This is a genomic window from Aeromonas rivuli (assembly GCF_000820045.1).
GTDB classification, from domain to species: domain Bacteria; phylum Pseudomonadota; class Gammaproteobacteria; order Enterobacterales; family Aeromonadaceae; genus Aeromonas; species Aeromonas rivuli.
Window position 1 is genome coordinate 129,413 of the sequence record NZ_CDBJ01000053.1, and the last position, 19,212, is coordinate 148,624.

Annotated in this window: 18 protein-coding genes and 1 tRNA gene; 6 read left to right on the top strand and 13 right to left on the bottom strand. The window is 61.1% G+C overall.

Annotated features, from left to right (window positions below; translation table 11 throughout):
- Positions 1 to 72: 72 nt before the first annotated feature.
- The 7 genes from BN1130_RS11670 to hinT form a co-directional block, all read right to left on the bottom strand.
- The gene (locus tag BN1130_RS11670; RefSeq protein ID WP_052448223.1) at positions 73 to 471 is read right to left on the bottom strand and encodes a hypothetical protein; all 399 of its coding nucleotides are present in this window, start codon (positions 469 to 471) and stop codon (positions 73 to 75) included.
- A 165-nt stretch (positions 472 to 636) separates the two neighbouring features.
- Complete coding sequence (locus BN1130_RS11675) at positions 637 to 1,494, bottom strand: DUF6279 family lipoprotein (RefSeq protein ID WP_157013990.1); 858 nt, start codon at positions 1,492 to 1,494, stop codon at positions 637 to 639.
- Positions 1,495 to 1,503: 9 nt separating this feature from the next.
- Complete coding sequence (locus tag BN1130_RS11680; RefSeq protein WP_042042198.1) at positions 1,504 to 2,349, bottom strand: phosphotransferase; 846 nt, start codon at positions 2,347 to 2,349, stop codon at positions 1,504 to 1,506.
- Positions 2,339 to 2,935, bottom strand: coding sequence for a penicillin-binding protein activator LpoB (gene lpoB, locus BN1130_RS11685; RefSeq protein WP_042042199.1), 597 nt, complete (start codon positions 2,933 to 2,935; stop codon positions 2,339 to 2,341). The genes BN1130_RS11680 and lpoB overlap by 11 nt, the downstream gene beginning before the upstream one ends.
- Positions 2,936 to 3,028: 93 nt before the next feature.
- Complete coding sequence (locus BN1130_RS11690; RefSeq protein WP_042042200.1) at positions 3,029 to 3,430, bottom strand: YcfL family putative periplasmic lipoprotein; 402 nt, start codon at positions 3,428 to 3,430, stop codon at positions 3,029 to 3,031.
- Between the two features lie 51 nt (positions 3,431 to 3,481).
- Positions 3,482 to 4,879, bottom strand: coding sequence for a COG3014 family protein (locus BN1130_RS11695; RefSeq protein WP_042042201.1), 1,398 nt, complete (start codon positions 4,877 to 4,879; stop codon positions 3,482 to 3,484).
- A gap of 2 nt (positions 4,880 to 4,881) precedes the next feature.
- Positions 4,882 to 5,232 (bottom strand): purine nucleoside phosphoramidase, encoded by a 351-nt coding sequence (hinT, locus tag BN1130_RS11700; RefSeq protein WP_042042202.1) that lies wholly within the window; start codon positions 5,230 to 5,232, stop codon positions 4,882 to 4,884.
- Positions 5,233 to 5,493: 261 nt separating this feature from the next.
- Between hinT and BN1130_RS11705 the strand changes: the two genes are divergently transcribed.
- The gene (locus tag BN1130_RS11705) at positions 5,494 to 7,494 is read left to right on the top strand and encodes a methyl-accepting chemotaxis protein (protein WP_232301973.1); all 2,001 of its coding nucleotides are present in this window, start codon (positions 5,494 to 5,496) and stop codon (positions 7,492 to 7,494) included.
- Positions 7,495 to 7,562: 68 nt separating this feature from the next.
- Here BN1130_RS11705 and BN1130_RS11710 read toward each other — a convergent pair whose 3' ends face one another.
- Positions 7,563 to 8,438, bottom strand: coding sequence for a 6-carboxytetrahydropterin synthase (locus tag BN1130_RS11710; protein ID WP_042042204.1), 876 nt, complete (start codon positions 8,436 to 8,438; stop codon positions 7,563 to 7,565).
- 78 nt (positions 8,439 to 8,516) lie between these two features.
- Here BN1130_RS11710 and BN1130_RS11715 point away from each other — a divergent pair, with 78 nt between their 5' ends.
- The 5 genes from BN1130_RS11715 (at position 8,517) to alr (ending at position 13,824) form a co-directional block, all read left to right on the top strand.
- Complete coding sequence (locus tag BN1130_RS11715; RefSeq protein ID WP_042042205.1) at positions 8,517 to 9,860, top strand: dihydroorotase; 1,344 nt, start codon at positions 8,517 to 8,519, stop codon at positions 9,858 to 9,860.
- Positions 9,861 to 10,096: 236 nt separating this feature from the next.
- Positions 10,097 to 10,173 (top strand) — tRNA-Pro (locus BN1130_RS11720).
- Positions 10,174 to 10,355: 182 nt separating this feature from the next.
- Positions 10,356 to 10,829, top strand: a complete 474-nt coding sequence (locus tag BN1130_RS11725) for a CC0125/CC1285 family lipoprotein (protein ID WP_042042206.1) — start codon at positions 10,356 to 10,358, stop codon at positions 10,827 to 10,829.
- Positions 10,830 to 11,016: 187 nt separating this feature from the next.
- On the top strand, positions 11,017 to 12,288 hold the full coding sequence (locus BN1130_RS11730; protein ID WP_042042207.1) for a dicarboxylate/amino acid:cation symporter: 1,272 nt from the start codon (positions 11,017 to 11,019) through the stop codon (positions 12,286 to 12,288).
- A 309-nt stretch (positions 12,289 to 12,597) separates the two neighbouring features.
- On the top strand, positions 12,598 to 13,824 hold the full coding sequence (gene alr, locus BN1130_RS11735) for an alanine racemase (RefSeq protein WP_042042208.1): 1,227 nt from the start codon (positions 12,598 to 12,600) through the stop codon (positions 13,822 to 13,824).
- Between the two features lie 131 nt (positions 13,825 to 13,955).
- Here the strand turns inward: alr and BN1130_RS11740 are convergent, their stop codons facing one another.
- The 5 genes from BN1130_RS11740 to oppB form a co-directional block, all read right to left on the bottom strand.
- Positions 13,956 to 14,909, bottom strand: a complete 954-nt coding sequence (locus BN1130_RS11740; RefSeq protein WP_042042209.1) for a TerC family protein — start codon at positions 14,907 to 14,909, stop codon at positions 13,956 to 13,958.
- A gap of 344 nt (positions 14,910 to 15,253) precedes the next feature.
- Positions 15,254 to 16,249 (bottom strand): murein tripeptide/oligopeptide ABC transporter ATP binding protein OppF, encoded by a 996-nt coding sequence (oppF, locus tag BN1130_RS11745; protein ID WP_042042210.1) that lies wholly within the window; start codon positions 16,247 to 16,249, stop codon positions 15,254 to 15,256.
- Positions 16,250 to 17,230, bottom strand: a complete 981-nt coding sequence (locus BN1130_RS11750) for an ABC transporter ATP-binding protein (protein ID WP_042042211.1) — start codon at positions 17,228 to 17,230, stop codon at positions 16,250 to 16,252. It abuts the gene before it with no gap.
- A 92-nt stretch (positions 17,231 to 17,322) separates the two neighbouring features.
- Positions 17,323 to 18,234 carry an oligopeptide ABC transporter permease OppC gene (gene oppC / locus BN1130_RS11755; RefSeq protein ID WP_042042212.1) on the bottom strand — a complete coding sequence of 304 codons (912 nt, stop codon included), beginning with the start codon at positions 18,232 to 18,234 and terminating at the stop codon, positions 17,323 to 17,325.
- Positions 18,235 to 18,248: 14 nt separating this feature from the next.
- Complete coding sequence (gene oppB, locus BN1130_RS11760) at positions 18,249 to 19,169, bottom strand: oligopeptide ABC transporter permease OppB (RefSeq protein WP_042042214.1); 921 nt, start codon at positions 19,167 to 19,169, stop codon at positions 18,249 to 18,251.
- Positions 19,170 to 19,212: the final 43 nt, after the last annotated feature.

Below are 19,212 nucleotides of genomic sequence, written 5' to 3' on the forward strand. Positions count from 1 at the left end.
CGAAATGGGGGCTGGCGTCCGATGGACGAGCCCGTCGGTCAGCGAGGGCAACTACCCTGACGTGACCGAAGATCAGCCGTGAACGGCGCTCTGGGAGAAGCGGTATTGCAGGTGTCGGCGGGAAAGCCAGCGGCGATGTATGCCCCTGAACTTGTCTCTGAAGCTGTGCTTCTGATAGAGCAGCGGGAGGCAGAGCAACAGGCCCCCCAGCAGTAGCAGGCTGACGGCAGCTGACCAGTCATGGATGAGCTGATAGTCGCGATCTTGCCTGTCGCCATGGTTGCGCAGGGAGTGTTCCAGCCGCTGCAGATGGCTCTGATGGGTGCCGATAAACTTGACGGCTCCCTCCTCAGGGGTGCTCGCACCATGGAAGGCGCTCTGGGAGAGGGATGTTTCCTGGGGAGCAGCCACCACATGTCCATCCACTCGAAGAGTAGAAAACAGCAGCATGAAGGCGATGAGCAGGCTCATCACTATCCATTTCACTGTATTTGGACGATGGGACGACATAAGGCTCCGAAAAAAGTGTGAGCTGGCGCCCACTGTGGGCAAGCTATCACAGGGGCTCGTCGGCAGCAAGGGCTGAACGGACCGGCCTTTGCCCTACCGACCCGAGCAACCCTGTGATAAATGGCGCTATTTACCTTGGGTCATCTGTTCGAAGTCGCTGGCATAACCCTTGAGCAGGCTGTAGAGGTGGGCACGCTGCTTGAGATCCAGGGAGCCACTCAAGTCGCTCAACCACTGGACGGTACGTTGGCGGGACTGCTCGGTATAACCGGTGAAACGGCCGTCCATCAGACCATCCCCCTCGGCCAGCAGCTTGGTGAGCCGCTGCTCGAAGTCGGGGCTGGCACGCTGCCTGAGCAGCTGATCCAGCTCGCCGACCCAGGCTCTCTGGTACTCAATCCAGGGCGGCATCATCTCGTATTGCCACTCAACCCAGCGGGCCACCAGGGGCGCCTGGGCGGGTTTGACCTCGCCTATCCAGAACACCAGTCGCTTGTTCATCTTCTCGGTCGACTCGCGCAGCACCTTCTCCTTGGGATCCTTGGCAAAATCCTGCTCCCGCTCCTGCTGTCGCGCCAGCCTGTCTTTCATGAAAGCATCGACCTGGGCATCGGTCAGGGTGCGGGCCAGCCGCACCGCCCGCGGTATGGTGTTCTCCAGGGTACGGGTCAGGCTCTGTTGGGTGGCATCCAGATGTCGGGAGACCTGAGCCGGTGTCATGGGACTCGCCACCGCCCTGGAGAGGGCGGCAAGATCCTTGGCATAGCGCGGCAACTCATGCTGACGGTGCCAGCTCATCAACCCCTTCACCTCCTGATCGAGCAGCCTCTTCTGGCTGCTGCTCAGGGAAAAATAGTCATCGAGCTGCCAGACGATGCCGACGTCGAGCCAGTAGTAGATGACCCGGGTCGAGCAACCGACCAGCAGCAGGCAGGCCAGACCCGCCAGCCAGACTCGTGTTTTCTTGCGCCAAGGGTGTGTCATCAAGATGGGTTACTCCAGTCGTTGGCGATGATGGGCTATCAGCTCGGCATAGGCCGCATCGGGAGCCTGCTCGGCCATGAGCAGGGCCCACAACAGGGCGATGTAATCGACCCAGGGCAGAAAGGCCGCCCCCTGAAAATCCAGGGGACGTGGCGCCTGGCCCAGGGCAAGCCGTTCAATTTCTTCAAGATAGCAGTCTTCAAGCGCTGCCATCTCCTCCAGACCCCAACCATGGGTGCGCACTATGCTGGCCAGTTCGAAACCGGGGTGACCCGCTGCGCCATATTCCCAATCGATGACCCAGGGTCGCTCTCCCAACAAGTTAGCCGGATTGAGATCGTGATGGCAAGGGAGCCAGCAACCGTCCGGCTCCCGGCTGGCGAGCAGAGGCGCCTCCAGCTTGTCGAGCCAGGGAGGGGGAGCCTTGAGCCCCTCGCGGTAGCCCCGGGCATGGGCGCGCACCGCCATCCTGACGGTCGGTACCGGCAGTTGATGCAGTGTTGCCAGTAACAGCGCCAGGGCGGGCAGCGCCTGACGCTGCGGGAGGGGAGCCTGCGCCCAGCTCGGCGCCTCGCACCAGTCGAGCAGCAGTATGCCGCGATCGGGGTCCCCATAATGGCAAGGCAGTGCCAGTCCGGCGGCCATGGCCCCCCGATAGAGCTGCCATTCGGTCGCCCTGTCGATGCCAAGGCGGGCCGGGTCTGGGTGACCCTGCCTCAAAAAGTAACTGCGCCCCGAGGGGAGGCGCAGTCGATAGTTGCTATTGGTCAGCCCGAGCCCCAGTGGTTCGAGCCGCCCCTCCCGCCAGGGAGCGGGCAGACTCGCCAGCAGGCGCTGTTGTTCATTACCAGCCAAAGGTCGATGTCTTCGCCTGTTTGCGGATCTCTTTCTGATCGGCCCACTCCAGCTCGCCGCTCTCCAGATCCATCAGATTCATGGTCATCTGGTAGTAGACATCCTTCACCTTGCCGTTGTCCTTGACGATGCTGCTGAGGTTGCCATAGACCATGTAGCGAGCACCGGTCTGCTTGCCAAGCCGTACCATGGCGGCGGGATCCACCATGCCACTGCTCTGCTGATATTCGAGCTGCTGCTTGACCGCCGCCACCTTGCTCATGTCGACGAAACGGAACTTGCCGGAGCGCAGCAACTTGGTGCGGATGGTGTCGCTCACGGCTTCGGTATCGATGTGCTCCGAGGTCTTGTTGCGGATGGAGTCCATGAACATCACGGGGCGACCCCCTGCCGTGATTTCACTGGTCGCCGGCGAGCTCAACATGGAATCCGCCATCTTGTCGGCGATGGCTTGCAAGTCGCTCGAGCCGTAATCCACGGTCACCGTCTCGGTGGCCGTCGGATCGCCATAGCTGACGGTGGTGCTGGAGCAGCCGCCCAGCAGCAGGGCGCCGCCCAGGATAAGCAAGGCATGATTCATCTTCATCGATTCGTTTCCTCAATCACTAAGTACATGCAAGGTGTCAGCACCCCTGGTGCCTGACACCTCAAGCCACCGCCGCGCGGCGGCAGGGGCTCATCAGTTCGACTCTTCAATCACTTCACGGACGGAGAGCCGATAACCCTTCACATCCAGGGTCGGCGCCAGGGCCGACAGTGTCCGAACCTGCTGGCCATGGAGCACGAGTGGCGTCCAGCCGCGGCCATCAGACGCGACCTCCTGGCCGCTGGCATCATACCAGTAGAACAGGTATTGCAGAGGGTTGTCGCCACGGCGCTCATTGACTATCTCCACGTTGACCTGCATCAGGCCATTTTGCTGGCGCCTGGCCAGCTCGCGCAGGTGCAGGTCAAGAGTGCTGTTATCCACTTGCATCTGGGCCGCGCCGCCACTTGGCGCCGACAAGGCAACACCGCTGGTGTTGGTGGCACAGGCCGACAGCCCCAAAGCGAGGCCGCAAGCCAGGACGATTCGTTTCATCTTCTACTCCTCACATGAATATCTCCCCCCCAGGCACCCTGCCTGGGGGGATTAGAGCATCATCACCCGGGTGACGAGATTGGCACCGAGCCGGTTGACCCACACCAGGGTGGTATGCCCGGCACGCACCTCGATGGGCAGGGTCTTGCTCCCACTGCCTGATCCTAACTGCAACTGCTGCGAGCCCGGGGGAAGCGTCGCGTCCCAACTCGATGCCTGGGCAGGCAGGGTCAGCCAGCTGCGGGTGTCGGCCCGCTCAGACAAGGTGTTGAAGATGCCGACCACAAGGTTGCCCACATCGCCCCCCTCCTTGGCGGCGCTGCGGCGCAGTTGCTCCTTGGCAACCAGACGCAGCGCCTGACGGCTCAACATGGCGGGCAGTCGCTCCTGCAGATCCTTGGCAGCCAGGGCTTCGAGCCGCACCAGGGGCGCCGTGCTGCCTGCCTGGTTGCCCACCCCGACACTGAGCGGCCCCACCTCGGCGCCGCGATTATCGTAGTAGGGGATGGCCACGGTAAAGGTGCGAAAATCCCCGCTTGAGGTAAAGAGCGGCAGTGGCAGGAAGAGTTCGCGGCGGGCCGGGATCAGCCCATCTTCGAACAGCACCACCACCCTACCCTGCCCCCGCACCAGAGGCGGAGCCTTGCGACCGAGGCGCTGCTCGGTGGCCGCCAACTCCGCAGCCGAGCCGCGCAGCCGCGCCAGACGCAGCATGGCCCCTTGCAGGGCCGGGTTATCCGGGGCTATCTCCAGGCCGCGACCATAGTCTACCCAGGCATCGTTGAGATCCCCGCTCGCCTCATAGAGCACCCCGGACAGATAGAAGGTATAGGCATTCTGGAAGCCGTTCTTGACCTGGCCGGTGAGGCGGTCGAGATCCGGCGCCCGCGACAGCGCCTGGCGCACACTGGCCTCTTGCTTCGCCTTGGCAACCTCATCACCCCGCTCGCGCAGGGCCCGCTCCTGCACCTGATTGGCGCGGCGCACTTCGACCAGGGCCCCTTCCAGATCCCCGCGCTGCAGATAATCCAGCGCCAGATAGTGGTGCAGCATGGTGCGCTCGTAATCCGGCGTCTGATAGCTGAGGGTCTGATCGTTGGTCAGCAGACTGCCGGCCTGGGCCAGCCCCTGGCTCACCCGAAAGCGGGCCTGCTCATCGTCGGCCTTGAGGGCCAGGTCCGCCGCCTCCCAGGCCTTGCGGCTTTGCGGGGCCTGATTGGCGAGCGAAGCGATACGCCCCAGCTCCAACCGGCTGAGCACATAGCCATCATCGCCGGGTTCAAGCTCACGCACTTCCCCGATGGCGTCGAGTGCCTTGCCCTGCAGCAGGGCATTGCGCACCGGCGTCATCTGCACCGAATAGGAGACGAACAGATCTTGCCAACTGGCGCAGCCGCCCAGCCCCAAAACGGCGCAGAGCAGCAAGGGGCGCAGCCCGGTCAACCGCATCCTCACAGGGTGAGCAAGGGGCCCAGGGAGTGACCGCCAACCAGATGCATATGGATGTGATACACCTCCTGCCCGCCATGGCGGTTGCAGTTCATGATGAGGCGATAGCCATCCTCGGCGATGCCCGCATCAAAGGCCAGCTTGCGCGCCACCGTGAACATGCGGCCAAGGGCCAGCTCGTGTTCGGCCTCGACGTCATTGACCGTCGGGATCAGCACATTGGGAACGATGAGGATATGCGTCGGCGCCTTGGGGAAGATGTCGCGAAAAGCGGTGACCAGATCGTCCTGATAAAGGATCTCGGCCGGGATTTCCCTGCGGATGATTTTGCTGAAAATGGTTTCATCGGCCATGGATAACTCCTTGCGTTAAAAAGAAAAATTCAAATTAAGACTCTAAAGAGCCCATTCCATCCCACTGGGCTTCGCCAAGTGTGACACAGGGCGATTTTTGCGACAGCCGTTGTCACAAAGCCTTCAGTTATTGTTAAAAATACCGATAGCGAGAACAGTAAGGATCCCCGGTGCCCACCACGAAGTCCGTAGGGTAACAAAGGGACGGGGGATTCAGGCAAGGGACTTTTGCATCACAGCGGGACAATAATGAAACTAAGTATGTCTGACCTCTCCATCTTGCAGCGGGTCTATCTCGGGTTTGCCATCCTGGTCGCCGTGATGATAGCGAGTTCTGCTTTCACCTTTCACAGCCAGCGCGCACTCGGCCAGGCCCTGCATCAGGTCACCCAGCAATCCATGCCCCTGGTGCAGGCCAGCAGCCAGACCCAGATCAGCCTGCTGAGCGCCAACAAGCGGCTCAACGACGTGCTGACCGAGCAAGATGCCAAGGCGCTACCCGAAGAGATCAACGCCCTTGAGGCCGCCCAGACCGAGGTCGAGGGTCGCCTCCAGGCCCTGAGCAGCCAGGCCGGCAATGAGCCCCAACTGCAAGCACCGCTCAACGCCCTCAAGGAGCAGGTCGCCAGCTATCAGGCGCTGACCCAGACCCTGCCCACCGAACACCAGGCCCTGCTCAGCCAGCTGCACAAGGTCAATCAGGCCAAGGGACAATTCCAGGTCACCCTGCCCCAGTTCAAGAAAAACCTGAGCGACATGATGGCGGGACAAGAGGACAGCTTTATCAAGATGCTCTCCGAGAAGCTGACCACCCAGCTCTCCACCATCGAGCTCTCCACCATGGATGCCCTCAATCAGAGCATGACGGGCCCCATCGAAGCGGCGCTCAAGCGCAACAAGATGCAGATTGGCGGCTTCAACGGCACCATCGCCGATCTGGAAAAAGAGCTGCCCAGCTTCGACAACGACGTCGGTCACAACGTGCGCGCCTTCGTGCGCGACACCACCGCCAGCGACGGCCTGCTCGGCCAGTATCAGGCCCTGATGACGCAACAAGCCGCCCTGCTGGAGAAGAGCAAGCAGGCCAGCCAGCTCATCATCGCCATCCAGGAACAGCTCGATGCCATCACGGCCCAGAGCCAGCAACTGATGAATGCCAGCATTGCCGCCTCGGAACAGGTACAGCAGCGCAGCACCCTCTCCCAGGGGGTCAGCATAGTGCTCGCCATCCTGGTCGCCATCCTGGTCGCTCTCACCCTGGGCCGGGCCATCCGCCGCCCACTCAAGGAGCTGCTGCGGGTACTGACCGACGTGACCCAGGGGGACATGACACTGCGGGTCGGCTTCAAGAGCCGCAACGAATTTGGTCAGCTCGGCAGTCAGGTCAACCTGCTGATCGCCCAGATGAGCGAGGTCCTCACCCAGCTGAGCCAGGCCTCGACCCAGCTCAATGATGCCGCCCACGGCAACCGCCACACCACGGAGTCGGTGCGTGCGGATCTGGAGACCCAGCGTCAGGAGACCGCCTCGGTCGCCGCCGCCATGACCGAGATGGAAGCCTCGGTGCGCGAGGTTGCCCAGGCGGCCAACCAGACCCTGGAGCGGGTGATGGATGTGGAGAAAGCCTCCGAAACCGGACGCCAGGTGATGGCGGGCAATATCAGCACCACCCACCAGCTGGCGGGCAAGTTGCAGCAGACCGGGGCTGTCATCGCCGAGGTCAGCACCATGAGCGGCCAGATTGGCAACATTCTCGACGTCATTCGCGGCATTGCCGATCAGACCAATCTGCTGGCGCTCAATGCCGCCATCGAGGCAGCCCGGGCCGGCGAACAGGGCCGTGGCTTCGCCGTGGTGGCCGACGAGGTGCGCAGTCTGGCGGGCCGCACCTCCCAATCCACCAGCGAGATCCAGACCATGATAGAGAACCTGCAACAAGGGGTCGCCAAGGCGGTGACCGTGATGCAGGAGTGCTCCCATGAGATGGACAGCTGCATGAGCCAGAGTTCCCAGGCCAACAACGCCATGGAGGAGGTGCAGGGGATAGTGGTGCTCATCAGCGACATGTCGAGCCAGATAGCCTCGGCCGCCGAGCAGCAGCAGGCGACCAGCGCCGACATCGCCACCAACCTCAATCGCATCTCGGATATCTCGGATCTCAACTACCAGGGCATCGCCCGGGTGGCCGAGACCAGCCAGCAACTCGATGCCCTGGCCGAGCAGCAGGAGAGCCTGGTCAAGCGGTTCCGGCTCAGTGCCTGATCGCCTCTGACGGCGCCCCCAGCAACAACAAGGCCCCTTTCGGGGCCTTGTTGTTTATCCATGGCGCATCAGGCGTAGGCGATGGCGCCCTTGCCCACCCCTTCATAGGCGACAATCTTGACGAATTTGTCCCCCACCTGCTTCTTCACTTCACGGGCAATATGGTGGGCAAGCAGCTCTATGGTGGTGTCGGTGTCGATCATCTCCACCTCGCTTCTGGCCATGGCGAGCTGGAACAGCCCCTGGGGGGCCACATACTTGAAACCGATGTGCTGCTCGCCAAGCAGTGGCGTGGCGACGGCGCTCAGGGCCAGTTCGGTCAGGGGAACTTGGTCCTCAGCGGTGCCGAGGTAGATATCGGCCCAACCCTCGGCCCAATTCTGTTCAAGCTCTTCATCACGCTCCCCTTCCACCTCTATCTCGATGGGCGAGCGATGACCGTGGGCGATGCGCTGGCAGTTGCCATCGTGTTTCTTGAGGCCATGGCTGTAGTGATAGAAGGCGCCGGCAATGGCTTCGTGGCGCAGGGTCAGCGACAGATCCCGGATATTGCCCGGCAGCTCCTTGGCCAGTACCGCCAGCAGGTAGCGGGTCACAGACTCCTTGTCGACCTGGGCACCGGGGATAAAGGCAAAGGCCTCCCCCGGACAGCGCAGGTGGATGGAGCTGCCCTGGCGCAGCAAGTCGACGCACTGCTCGCCCCCGGCCAGACTCTCGATGCGCACCAGGGCGTTGTCTGCCGGGACCAGCAGTTTGTGGTCCACTTCGCGGTCGATGATCGCCTTGATAAGCTTCTTCACCCGCCCAAAATCGAGCAGCATGCTCATCTCGTTGAGCTCGCCACCCAGCTCCACGTCCACCAGCCAGCTCTCACCCACCATGCCACGGCGTTCACACAGGTAGCTGGAGTCGATCACGGTCAAATCTCTTACAAATAACTTCATTACTCAGGCCTTGCTACAGAGTAGGGACAGATTGCGCTATTATGACCCGCGCTCACCGACAAAGGAACTGGACCCGCCATGAACACATTGCTTATCAAGAACGCAACCCTGGTCAACGAAGGGCGCATCTACGCCTCCGATGTGCTGATCGAGGGCGAGCGTATCAAGAAGATCGCCCCCCAGATCGATGCCCCGGACGCCGTGGTGATCGATGCGGCAGGCCGCCATCTGATCCCCGGCATGATTGACGATCAGGTCCATTTTCGTGAGCCGGGTCTGACCCACAAAGGCACCATAGCGAGCGAGTCCCGCGCCGCCGTGGCCGGTGGCACCACCAGCTTCATGGAGATGCCCAACGTCAATCCCCAGACAACTACTATCGACGCCCTGGAAGCCAAGTACGAGATCGCCGCCAAAGGCTCTGCCGCCAACTACAGCTTCTATCTGGGTGCCACCAACGACAACCTGGAAGAGATCAAGAAGCTCGATCCCAAGCAGTCCTGCGGCATCAAGATCTTCATGGGCGCCTCCACCGGCAACATGCTGGTCGACAACCAGGAGACCCTGGCGGCCATCTTCCGGGAGAGCCCGGTGATGATAGTGACCCACTGCGAAGACACGCCGTCTATCAAGGTGCTCGAAGACGAGGCCCGCGCCAAGTGGGGCGAGGATGTGCCGATGCGCGAGCACGGCCGCATCCGCAGCGCCGATGCCTGCTACAAATCCTCTAGCATGGCGGTGGGCCTGGCGAAAAAATACGGCGCCAAACTGCACGTGCTGCATCTGACCACGGCAAAAGAGCTGTCGCTCTTCACCGCCAGCCCGGACTTGAAGGAGCTCAAGGACAAGAACATCACCGCCGAGGTGTGTGTGCATCATCTGTTCTTCAACGAGGCGGACTACGACACCCTGGGCAGCCAGATCAAGTGCAACCCGGCGGTGAAGAGCGCGGCCGATCAGCACGCGCTGCTCGATGCGGTGCGCAACGATGTGCTCGACATCATCGCCACCGACCACGCCCCCCACACCTGGGAAGAGAAGCAGAACAGCTACTTCAAGGCGCCGTCCGGCATCCCGCTGGTGCAGCACTCCATGCAGGCCCTGCTCGAGCTCTACCACAACGGCGTCTTCAGCCTGGAAACCATAGTCCGGAAGACGTCTCATGCGGTGGCCGAGCGCTTCCAGGTGCAGGATCGCGGCTACATCCGCGAGGGTTACTTCGCCGACCTGGTGCTGCTGGATCTGGGCAAGCCCTATGTGGTCAATGACGACAACCTGCTCTATCTGTGCGGCTGGTCGCCCTTTAACGGCTACCGCTTCCAGAGCAGCATAGAGATGACCCTGGTGAATGGTCAGATTGCCTGGCAGAACGGTCAGGTCACCGACCAGGTATTGGGCAAACGGCTGACCTTTAACCGCTGACAGCGAGGGAAGCGATAGCCATTCAACGGCTGTCGCTCCCAACCCCATTGGCATGAAGATGAAAGGCCGATCACCCGGCAAAACGGTCAGTTCACCGGCTTGCTATTGGGCAAACGGCTGACCTTTAACCGTTAATTGCGTGCAAAGCAGGCGAACGCGTCAAAGTCGCTGTTTGCTGGTTGACAGGGGGGGGCCATCTCCATACACTCAGCCCCCGTCAGCCAAGCTGACGCAGTCGGCGTGTAGCGCAGCCAGGTAGCGCACTGTCATGGGGTGTCAGGGGTCGGAGGTTCGAATCCTCTCACGCCGACCATCATTCCCCGAGAAAGGCCCAATCAGCAGATTGGGCCTTTTTTTTATCCGCGATCCTTCCCCCTTTTCCCTCATCGTGGATGGCATTGACCCTCTCCCTGCTCTCCTCCAGCCAGGTGGATGATTGCCCAAAACCGATCCCTGTGTTGTGATCAGCTATCGTCTCTGCCCAGGGTTTATCTCATGCCATCTTGTCGCTCTCCTCTGCCCTCTCTCCTGCTGGTCTGCACCCTGCTCTTGGGCGGCTGCGCGACCCCCTATGACAGTGAGAAGTCAATGTGGAATGGTCAAACTGGCTTCTCCCAGACCCAGCTCGGCCCGGATCGCTGGCAGATAGAGTTCGTCGGCAACGATCTGGTGGACAGGGAGACGGCGCGCAAATACGTGCTCAAACGCGCCGGGGAACTGGCCCTCTCCAGAGGCTATGGCTGGATAGAGGTATTGAGTCTGGAGATTGCCCGGGATGCCGTGCGCGCGACCCCCCGTCGCCCTCAGTTTGGTTTCGATGAGTACGAGCCAGACACCTTCATGGAGCAGTTGCATGTCGAGCATCGCATCTCTGCCCTGCTCAACCTGCGCCTGCGTCACCAGGCCAAGGGGGATGGCAGCTTGTCAGCTGAATATCTCAATAAAATAACAATTAGCAACAGTAAATAGTAACAATTAACTAAATAACATCCTTGATACACCTAAGACCAGTATGAAAAGTGTGACTCGACGCTGGTGTTAGTGCTCGCCTTTGGGCATGCTGCAAACCGTGATCGCCCTCCTCTGGCGATCTGGCACGGCTGTCGTGGCACTCGCCACCCCATCCCGACTCCTTGCGTTGCCCGGATCTCTCCCCATGAAAATGAACAAGCTGACCCTCGCCATCCTGATCGCCATGCTGCTTGGCATCGCCACCGGTCAGGGTTATCGACTCTTTGCCCCCGGCGAAGCCCCCGCTTTTGCAGACAATGTCACCCTGCTCACCGACATCTTCCTGCGCCTCATCAAGATGATCATCGCCCCCCTGGTGTTCACCACCCTGGTGGTCGGTATCGCCAAGATGGGGGATACCCGCACCGTCGGCCGGATCGGCGCCAAGACCCTCGGCTGGTTTATGCTCGCCTCCCTGCTCTCCCTGAGCCTGGGGCTGCTCATGGTCACCCTGATGCAGCCGGGCAGCGGCCTCTCCTTGCCTCTGCCACCCGAGTCCGCCAGCAGCGGCATCAGCGCCGCCAGCCTGAGCCTGCGCGACTTTATCGCTCATGCCATCCCCAAGAGCCTGATCGAGGCCATGGCCAACAACGAGATCCTGCAAATCGTGGTGTTCTCACTGTTCTTCGGTCTGGCCGCCGCCGCACTCGGTGATGCCGCCAAGCCGGTGGTGATGCTGCTGGCAAGCAGCGCCGAGATCATGCTCAAGGTGACCGGCTATGTGATGAATTTCGCTCCCTTTGCCGTCTTTGCCGCCATCTCGGCCATGGTCGCCAAGGAGGGGCTCGGCATCCTCGCCACCTATGGCAGCTTCATGGCCCAGTTCTATCTGGCCCTGGCCTGTCTCTGGCTGCTGCTCATCGCCATGGGCAGCCTCTTCCTGCGCCAGCGCACCCCGCGCCTGCTGGCCCTGATCCGCGAACCCGTGCTGCTCGCCTTCTCGACCGCCAGCTCGGAGGCTGCCTATCCCAAGACGCTGCAACGCCTCGAGTGGTTCGGCTGTGACAAGCGTATCGCCAGCTTCGTGCTGCCCATGGGTTACTCCTTCAATCTGGATGGCTCCATGATGTACTGCACCTTTGCGGTCATGTTCATCGCCCAGGCCTATGGCATCGAGCTCTCCTTCGCCCAGCAGGTGACCATGTTGCTGCTGCTCATGGTCACCTCCAAGGGGATGGCCGGGGTGCCACGGGCCTCCCTGGTGGTGATTGCCGCCACCCTCAACCAGTTCCATATCCCGGAGGCGGGTGTCCTGCTGCTGCTCGGCATAGACCACTTCCTCGACATGGGTCGCTCCGCCACCAATGTGCTCGGCAACGCCATCGCCGCCTGCGTGATCGCCAAGACCGAGGATTGTCTGGCAGAGGAGATCCAAGCGCCCCATGCCGCCTCGAAAGAGGCTCGCCAACCCGTGTGATGAGGGGCGAGGTCCGCTCCGTCAATGGCTCAACGCCCGGCTGTGCCCCCTCCCGCCCCGAGACGGGGCACAGCTGGCATTTGTCCCCTGCCTTGCTCCCCTTCAACCTCTGATCACCTCAGGGAAAACGTGACCTAAAGACGTGCCACAAAGAGCACCATACGGTACACTCCCATCCGGGTCCAAACCCACGTTAAATATATAAAAATCAATAACAAGGCATTTATTAGCCACTGGTAGCATCCAGGTGCGGATCCCTATCTGCCCCTCGATGCCCAGCCGCCTCGCCTCAACAAAACAGGACATCCCATGAACAAGAAAACCCTGCTCGCGACCCTGATCTTCGGCCTGATGGCTGGCCACGCCGTTGCCGCCCCTTACCTGCCCCAGGCGGACGATCAACGCAATGGCCAGCAATACAGCGCCGCCAATGCCTGGCTGGAAGTGGATCTGGCCGCCTTCGATCACAACCTGCAGACCCTCAAGACTCGCCTCGGTGACAAGGGCCCGCAGATCTGCGCCATCATGAAGGCCGACGCCTATGGTCACGGCATCGATCTGCTGGTGCCCTCGGTGGTTGCCGCCGGCATCCCCTGCATCGGCATCGCCAGCAACGAAGAGGCCAGGGTGGCACGGGACAAGGGCTTCACCGGTCGTCTGATGCGAGTCCGCGCCGCGACCCCGGCCGAAGTCGAGCAGGCGGTGCCTTACAAGCTCGAAGAGCTGGTCGGCGGCCTGGAAAACGCGACCATCATCAGCGAGATAGCCCAGCGCCACCAGACCCGGATACCGGTGCACATTGGCCTCAACTCGGCAGGCATGAGCCGTAACGGTCTGGACTTGCGCGCCCAGGATGCCAAGGGTGAAGCCCTGGCCATACTCGGCCTCAAGGGGATCACCCCGGTCGGCATCATGACCCACTTCCCGGTGGAGGAGAAAGAGGACGTCAAGCTGGGTCTGGCCCAGTTCAAGCTCGATTCCCAGTGGCTGATCGAGGCGGGCAAGCTGGATCGCAGCAAGCTTACCCTGCACTGCGCCAACTCCTTCGCGACCCTGGAAGTGCCCGAAGCACATCTGGACATGGTTCGCCCGGGCGGCCTCATCTATGGCGACTCCATCCCCTCCTACACCGAATACAAGCGCGTCATGGCCTTCAAGAGCCAGGTAGCGGCAGTCAGTCACTTCCCGGCGGGCAACACGGTCGGCTACGATCGCACCTTCACCCTCAAGCGGGACTCCGTGCTGGCCAACCTGCCGATGGGCTACTCGGACGGTTATCGCCGCGCCATGAGCAACAAGGCCTCCGTGCTCATCAACGGCCAGAAGGCCCCGGTGGTGGGCAAGACCTCCATGAACACCGTCATGGTCGATGTGACCGACATCAAGGGGGTCAAACCCGGTGATGAGGTGGTGATGTTTGGCCGCCAGGGGGATCACGAGATAAAACAGGCAGATCTGGAAGAGTACAATGGCGCCCTGCTGGCGGACATGTACACCGTCTGGGGTTACAGCAACCCGCGCATCATCAAGCGTTAATCCTGCCGCCCCTGTGGCACGGCGCGCGAGCGGGCAATCAATGCCCATAGAAAAGGGCTCCCTTAGGAGCCCTTTTTATTTCATTATCCTCTGGCACCGCCGGCGTTATACCCGCGCGCCAGGGCTGCGGATCAGCTCGCCGATTTGACTTGCTTGCGCGTCAGCCAGAGGCTGAGCCCCATGCTGAGCACCAGTATGCTGGCCACCACCCCCAGGGCTACCCCGGTCGGGATCTTGAAGATGTCGAGCAGCAGCATCTTGACCCCGATAAACATCAGGATGAAGGCCAGGCCGTATTTCAGCAGGCTGAAGCGCTCGGCCACACCGGCCAGCAGGAAGTACATGGCCCGCAGCCCCATGATGGCGAAGATATTGGAGGTGAGCACGATGAAGGGATCCGTGGTCACCGCGAAGATGGCCGGGATGCTGTCCACCGCGAAGATGAGATCGCTCACCTCCACCAGCACCAGGATCAGCAGCAGCGGCGTGGCGAAACGCACCCCATCACGCCAGACGAAGAAGTGCTCCCCTTCCAGCTGCTCGGTCACCTTGAAGCGACGACGCATCCAGTTCAACAAGGGGTTGTTGGCAAGATCCGGCTCCTTGTCGGCCGCCCACAGCATCTTGGCACCGGTCAGCAGCAAGAAGGCGCCGAACAGATACAAGATCCAGTGGAATTGCTCGATGAGCCAGCTGCCCGCAAACACCATGCCAGCCCGCATCACGATGGCGCCCAATACCCCATACAGCAGCACCCTGCGCTGCAGCTCGGCCGGGATCGCAAAATAGCCAAACAGCATCAGCCAGACGAAGACGTTGTCCACCGCCAGTGCCTTCTCGATGAGGTAGCCGGAGAGGAACTCCAACCCCTTCTGGTTCGCCATCTCGCGACCCATATTCACATCAACCCAGTACCAGATGGCCAGGTTGAAGAGCAGCGCCATGCTCACCCAGACCAGGGACCAGGCGCCCGCCTCCTTGAGGGAAACCTTGTGAGACTTGCCGCCCCCCACGAAACGTAAATCAACCCAGAGCAGGGTCAACACCAGGGCGAAGAACCCCAACCACATCCACCATTCACCCATTGTGTCCTCCTTAAAAACGACAAAACCCATGACCGGAGGCATGGGTTCGCGTTTGGAGCAGATACACCTTGCCTCTCGGCAAGGTCTCACTTACAGCCTTGGCTGCCCGGGTGCCGGGTGCTTTGCGCTGCAAAGACACCGTAATGACGACAGACCGGCGAGAAGTTACTCCCCTTGTGCCGCGGATACTAGCAGGCCCTTCTGGTGCTGCCAAGTGCCTGATAAAGATATAGCTATCCGATGAGCGGATCGGCCCGCACCCAGTGTCTCCCCCCGCAACAACAGGGGGCATCCATAAAGAAGGGCGCCCAGAGGCGCCCTGTTATCTGCATGACGGCGACACGTCAGAGCGGGTCTGCCTTGAGGCAAGAGACGGCGTGGTCGAAGTTCCCCTCAAGCACAGGCCGGGTCTTGGCGCACTCGGGACCGGCCACCGGGCAGCGGGTACGGAACACGCAGCCGGACGGCGGATTCATCGGCGACGGCAAGTCCCCTTCCAGGATCTGGATCACCTTGCTGCGCTCCAGATCAGGATCCGGCACCGGCACCGCCGACATCAGCGCCTTGGTGTAGGGGTGCAGAGGATTGGCGTAGATCTCCTTGCCCTTGCCCAGCTCCACCGCATTGCCCAGATACATCACCAGCACCCGATCCGAAATGTGCTTCACCACGGACAAGTCATGGGCGATGAAGATGAGCGACAGCCCCATCTCCTTCTGGATGGACTTGAGCAGATTCACCACCTGCGCCTGGATGGAGACATCCAGCGCCGAGACCGGCTCGTCACAGATGATCATCTTGGGTTCGAGGATCAGGGCCCGGGCGATACCGATGCGTTGACACTGGCCGCCGGAGAACTCATGGGGGTAGCGGTTGACCAGGTTGGGCAACAGCCCCACCTTGGTCATCATGGCGCGCACCTTGCCCTCCACCTCGCTCCTGGAGAGCTTGGGATAGAAGGTGATAAGCGGCTCGGCGATGATATCCCCTATGGTCATGCGCGGATTCAAGGAGGCAAGCGGGTCCTGGAAGATCATCTGGATCTCCTTGCGCTTCTCACGCAGGGCCTTCTGATCGAGCTTGGTCAAGTCGTTACCCAGCCAGACCACCTTGCCGTCCGTGGCGGGCACCAGGCCAATCAGCGCCCGGGCAAAGGTGGACTTGCCGCAACCGGACTCCCCCACTACGCCCAGGGTCTCCCCTTCATACAGACGCAGGGTCACCCCATCGACCGCTTTGAGGGTCGAGGGCTTGGCCCAGGGCCAGGCCTTGTCACTCTTGATGCTGAAGTGGACTTTGAGGTCGGACACTTCCAGCAGCAGTTTCTTGTCAGTACCCATTTAGTTCACTCCCTTGACCATGGCATCCGATACCCAGTGGCACGCGCGGGCGCGGCCATCGTTGAAGGGCAGCAAGAGCGGCGACTCCTGGCCGCAGATCTCGCTGGCCCTGTGGCAGCGCTCCTGGAAGGGGCAGCCTTTGGGCAGACGCAGCAGGTTGGGCGGGTTGCCCGGAATGGTCGGCAAGATCTCCCCCTCGGTGTCGAGGCGGGGAATGGCGCGCAGCAGTCCCTCGGTATAGGGGTGGCTAGGACGGTAGAAGATGTCGTTGACCTTGCCGTACTCCATGGTGCGACCGGCATACATCACCAGCACCTTGTCGCAGATCCCCGCCACCACGCCCAAGTCGTGGGTGATCATGACGATGGAGGTGTTGAACTCTCGCTTGAGCTCGTTCATCAGGGTCATGATCTGGGCCTGCACCGTCACGTCCAGCGCCGTGGTCGGCTCATCGGCGATGAGCAGTTGCGGGCGGCAGAGCAGCGCCATGGCGATCATCACCCGCTGACGCATGCCACCGGAGAACTCATGCGGATACATGTTCATCCGCTGGCGCGACTCGGGGATCTTCACCGCATCGAGCATGCGCACCGACTCCTCGAAGGCCGCAGCCTTGCTCATCCCCTTGTGTTGTATCAGCACTTCCATCAGCTGATCCTTCACCTTCATGTAGGGATTGAGCGAGGTCATGGGATCCTGGAAGATCATCGCTATCTTCTCGGAGCGGATCTTGTTGAGCTTGTGCTCCGGCAGGTTGAGGATCTCCTCCCCCTGGAACTTGGCCGAGCCGGTGATGATGCCGTTCTTGGCGAGCAGGCCCATGATGGCGAAGGCCGTCTGAGACTTGCCTGAACCAGATTCTCCCACTATTCCCAGAGTCTCACCGGCCGAGAGGGAGAAGTTGAGATCGTTGACCGCCACCACATTGCCGTCCGGGGTCTTGAACTCGACCCGCAGATCTTTTACATCCAGTAATTTCATAAAAATTCCTTATCGAACCTCGTGGCTCTTATCAATCCTTCGGGATGCATGACCAGACCATGGGCGCCTGTTAGCACGCCCTGGCTGCACGTTTAGCGATCCTTGGGATCGAGCGCGTCACGCAGACCATCCCCGAGGAAGTTGAAGCAAAACAGGGTCACCACCATGAAACCGGCGGGGAACAAGAGTTGCCAGAGGGCCACTTCCATCGACTTGGAGCCTTCATCCAGCAGGGCACCCCAACTGGTCATGGGCTCCTGCACACCGAGGCCTAAGAAGCTCAGGAAAGATTCAAACATGATCATGCCAGGCACCAGCAAGGTCGCGTAGACCGCCACTATGCCGAGCACGTTCGGTACTATGTGCCGGGTGATGATCTTCCACTTGGAGACGCCACAGACATGGGCCGCCTCGATGAACTCCTTGCTCTTGAGGCTCAGGGTCTGGCCGCGGACGATCCGCGCCATGTCGAGCCAGCTCACCGCGCCGATGGCGATGAAGATGAGCGCCAGGTTGCGGCCGAAGAAGGTCACCAGCATGATCACGAAGAACATGAAGGGGAAGGCGTTGAGGATCTCCAGTACCCGCATCATCAGGCTGTCGACCCGACCGCCGATAAAGCCGGAGGCGGCGCCATACAGGGTGCCGATGATGACGGCCACCAGGGCGCCCATGATGCCGACCATCAGCGAGATACGCCCGCCGAGCAGGGTCCGCACGAAGAGATCCCGGCCCAGGCTGTCGGTGCCAAACCAGTGTCCCGTCTCCAGATCCGGGGCCGATTGCATTGCGCCCCAGTCCGGATCGTCGAAGGTATATTGGGACAGATGCGGGCCTATGATGACCGCCAGACCGATGATGGTCAGGATGATCAGGCTCACCAGCGCCGCTCTGTTGCGCAGGAAACGGCGACGGGCATCTTTCCACAGGGAACGCCCCTCCACCACATCCACTTTCTGTGCGAAGGCTTCGAGTACTTCACGCTTTTCACTATTTACAACCATGATGCACTCCCGGCTTAGTAACGGATCTTGGGATCGATGAAGGCATAGAGAATATCGACCACGGCGTTAAAGGTGATGGTCAAGGCGCCGACCAGAATGGTCAGACCGAGCACCATGGAGTAGTCACGGTTAAGGGCGCCGTTGACGAACAGCTGGCCAATGCCTGGCAGGCCGAAGATGGTCTCGATGACCACGGATCCGGTGATGATGCCGACGAAGGCCGGGCCCAGGTAGGAGACCACCGGCAGCATGGCCGGGCGCAGGGCGTGCTTGAGAATGATGTGGTGCAGCGGCAGCCCCTTGGCGCGGGCGGTGCGGATAAAGTTGGAGTTCATGGTCTCTATCATGCTGCCGCGCATGATGCGCGAGATGGCGGAGATGTAGTACATCATCATGCCAAACACCGGCAGCACCATGAACTGGATGCCGCCGCCCTGCCAGCCACCGGCCGGGAACCAGCCCAGATAGATACTGAAGAAGAGCACCAATAACGGTGCCAGCACGAAGCCCGGGATCACCACCCCGGCCATGGCCGACGACATCAGCAGATAATCGATGAGGGTGTTCTGTTTAAGGGCGGCAATGGTGCCGAACGTTACCCCCAGCAAGACGGCAAAGAAGAAGGCCGATGCCCCTATCTTGGCGGACACTGGCAACGCCTGGCTCACCAGATCGTTGACGCTGAAGTCTTTGTATTTGAACGAGGGGCCCAAATCACCCTGTACCAGGTTGCCCAGGTAGGTGAGGTATTGGGTGCCTATGGGTTTATCCAGACCATATTTGGCCTCGATATTCGCCAGGACTTCCGGCGGCAGGGCGCGTTCGCTGGTAAAGGGGTTACCGGGGGCGAAGCGCATCATGAAGAAGGAGACGGTGATCAAGACCAACAGGGTCGGGATCGCTTCCAATAGACGTTTAAGGATGAATTTCAACATAGACATGTCCTGTCCTGTACTGCTTCCAAAGGGTCGCGGTTTT

What these genes read in the sequence shown, in the direction of transcription:
- lpoB (WP_042042199.1), bottom strand. Translation starts at nt 2,935, where the DNA reads ATGAAGATGAATCATGCCTTGCTTATCCTGGGCGGCGCCCTGCTGCTG.
- BN1130_RS11715 (WP_042042205.1), top strand. Translation starts at nt 8,517, where the DNA reads ATGAACACATTGCTTATCAAGAACGCAACCCTGGTCAACGAAGGGCGC.
- BN1130_RS11675 (WP_157013990.1), bottom strand. Translation starts at nt 1,494, where the DNA reads ATGACACACCCTTGGCGCAAGAAAACACGAGTCTGGCTGGCGGGTCTG.
- alr (WP_042042208.1), top strand. Translation starts at nt 12,598, where the DNA reads ATGAACAAGAAAACCCTGCTCGCGACCCTGATCTTCGGCCTGATGGCT.
- oppF (WP_042042210.1), bottom strand. Translation starts at nt 16,249, where the DNA reads ATGGGTACTGACAAGAAACTGCTGCTGGAAGTGTCCGACCTCAAAGTC.
- BN1130_RS11710 (WP_042042204.1), bottom strand. Translation starts at nt 8,438, where the DNA reads ATGAAGTTATTTGTAAGAGATTTGACCGTGATCGACTCCAGCTACCTG.
- BN1130_RS11695 (WP_042042201.1), bottom strand. Translation starts at nt 4,879, where the DNA reads ATGCGGTTGACCGGGCTGCGCCCCTTGCTGCTCTGCGCCGTTTTGGGG.
- BN1130_RS11725 (WP_042042206.1), top strand. Translation starts at nt 10,356, where the DNA reads ATGCCATCTTGTCGCTCTCCTCTGCCCTCTCTCCTGCTGGTCTGCACC.
- BN1130_RS11740 (WP_042042209.1), bottom strand. Translation starts at nt 14,909, where the DNA reads ATGGGTGAATGGTGGATGTGGTTGGGGTTCTTCGCCCTGGTGTTGACC.
- BN1130_RS11750 (WP_042042211.1), bottom strand. Translation starts at nt 17,230, where the DNA reads ATGAAATTACTGGATGTAAAAGATCTGCGGGTCGAGTTCAAGACCCCG.
- oppC (WP_042042212.1), bottom strand. Translation starts at nt 18,234, where the DNA reads ATGGTTGTAAATAGTGAAAAGCGTGAAGTACTCGAAGCCTTCGCACAG.
- hinT (WP_042042202.1), bottom strand. Translation starts at nt 5,232, where the DNA reads ATGGCCGATGAAACCATTTTCAGCAAAATCATCCGCAGGGAAATCCCG.
- BN1130_RS11705 (WP_232301973.1), top strand. Translation starts at nt 5,494, where the DNA reads ATGTCTGACCTCTCCATCTTGCAGCGGGTCTATCTCGGGTTTGCCATC.
- oppB (WP_042042214.1), bottom strand. Translation starts at nt 19,169, where the DNA reads ATGTTGAAATTCATCCTTAAACGTCTATTGGAAGCGATCCCGACCCTG.
- BN1130_RS11690 (WP_042042200.1), bottom strand. Translation starts at nt 3,430, where the DNA reads ATGAAACGAATCGTCCTGGCTTGCGGCCTCGCTTTGGGGCTGTCGGCC.
- BN1130_RS11730 (WP_042042207.1), top strand. Translation starts at nt 11,017, where the DNA reads ATGAAAATGAACAAGCTGACCCTCGCCATCCTGATCGCCATGCTGCTT.
- BN1130_RS11670 (WP_052448223.1), bottom strand. Translation starts at nt 471, where the DNA reads ATGAGCCTGCTCATCGCCTTCATGCTGCTGTTTTCTACTCTTCGAGTG.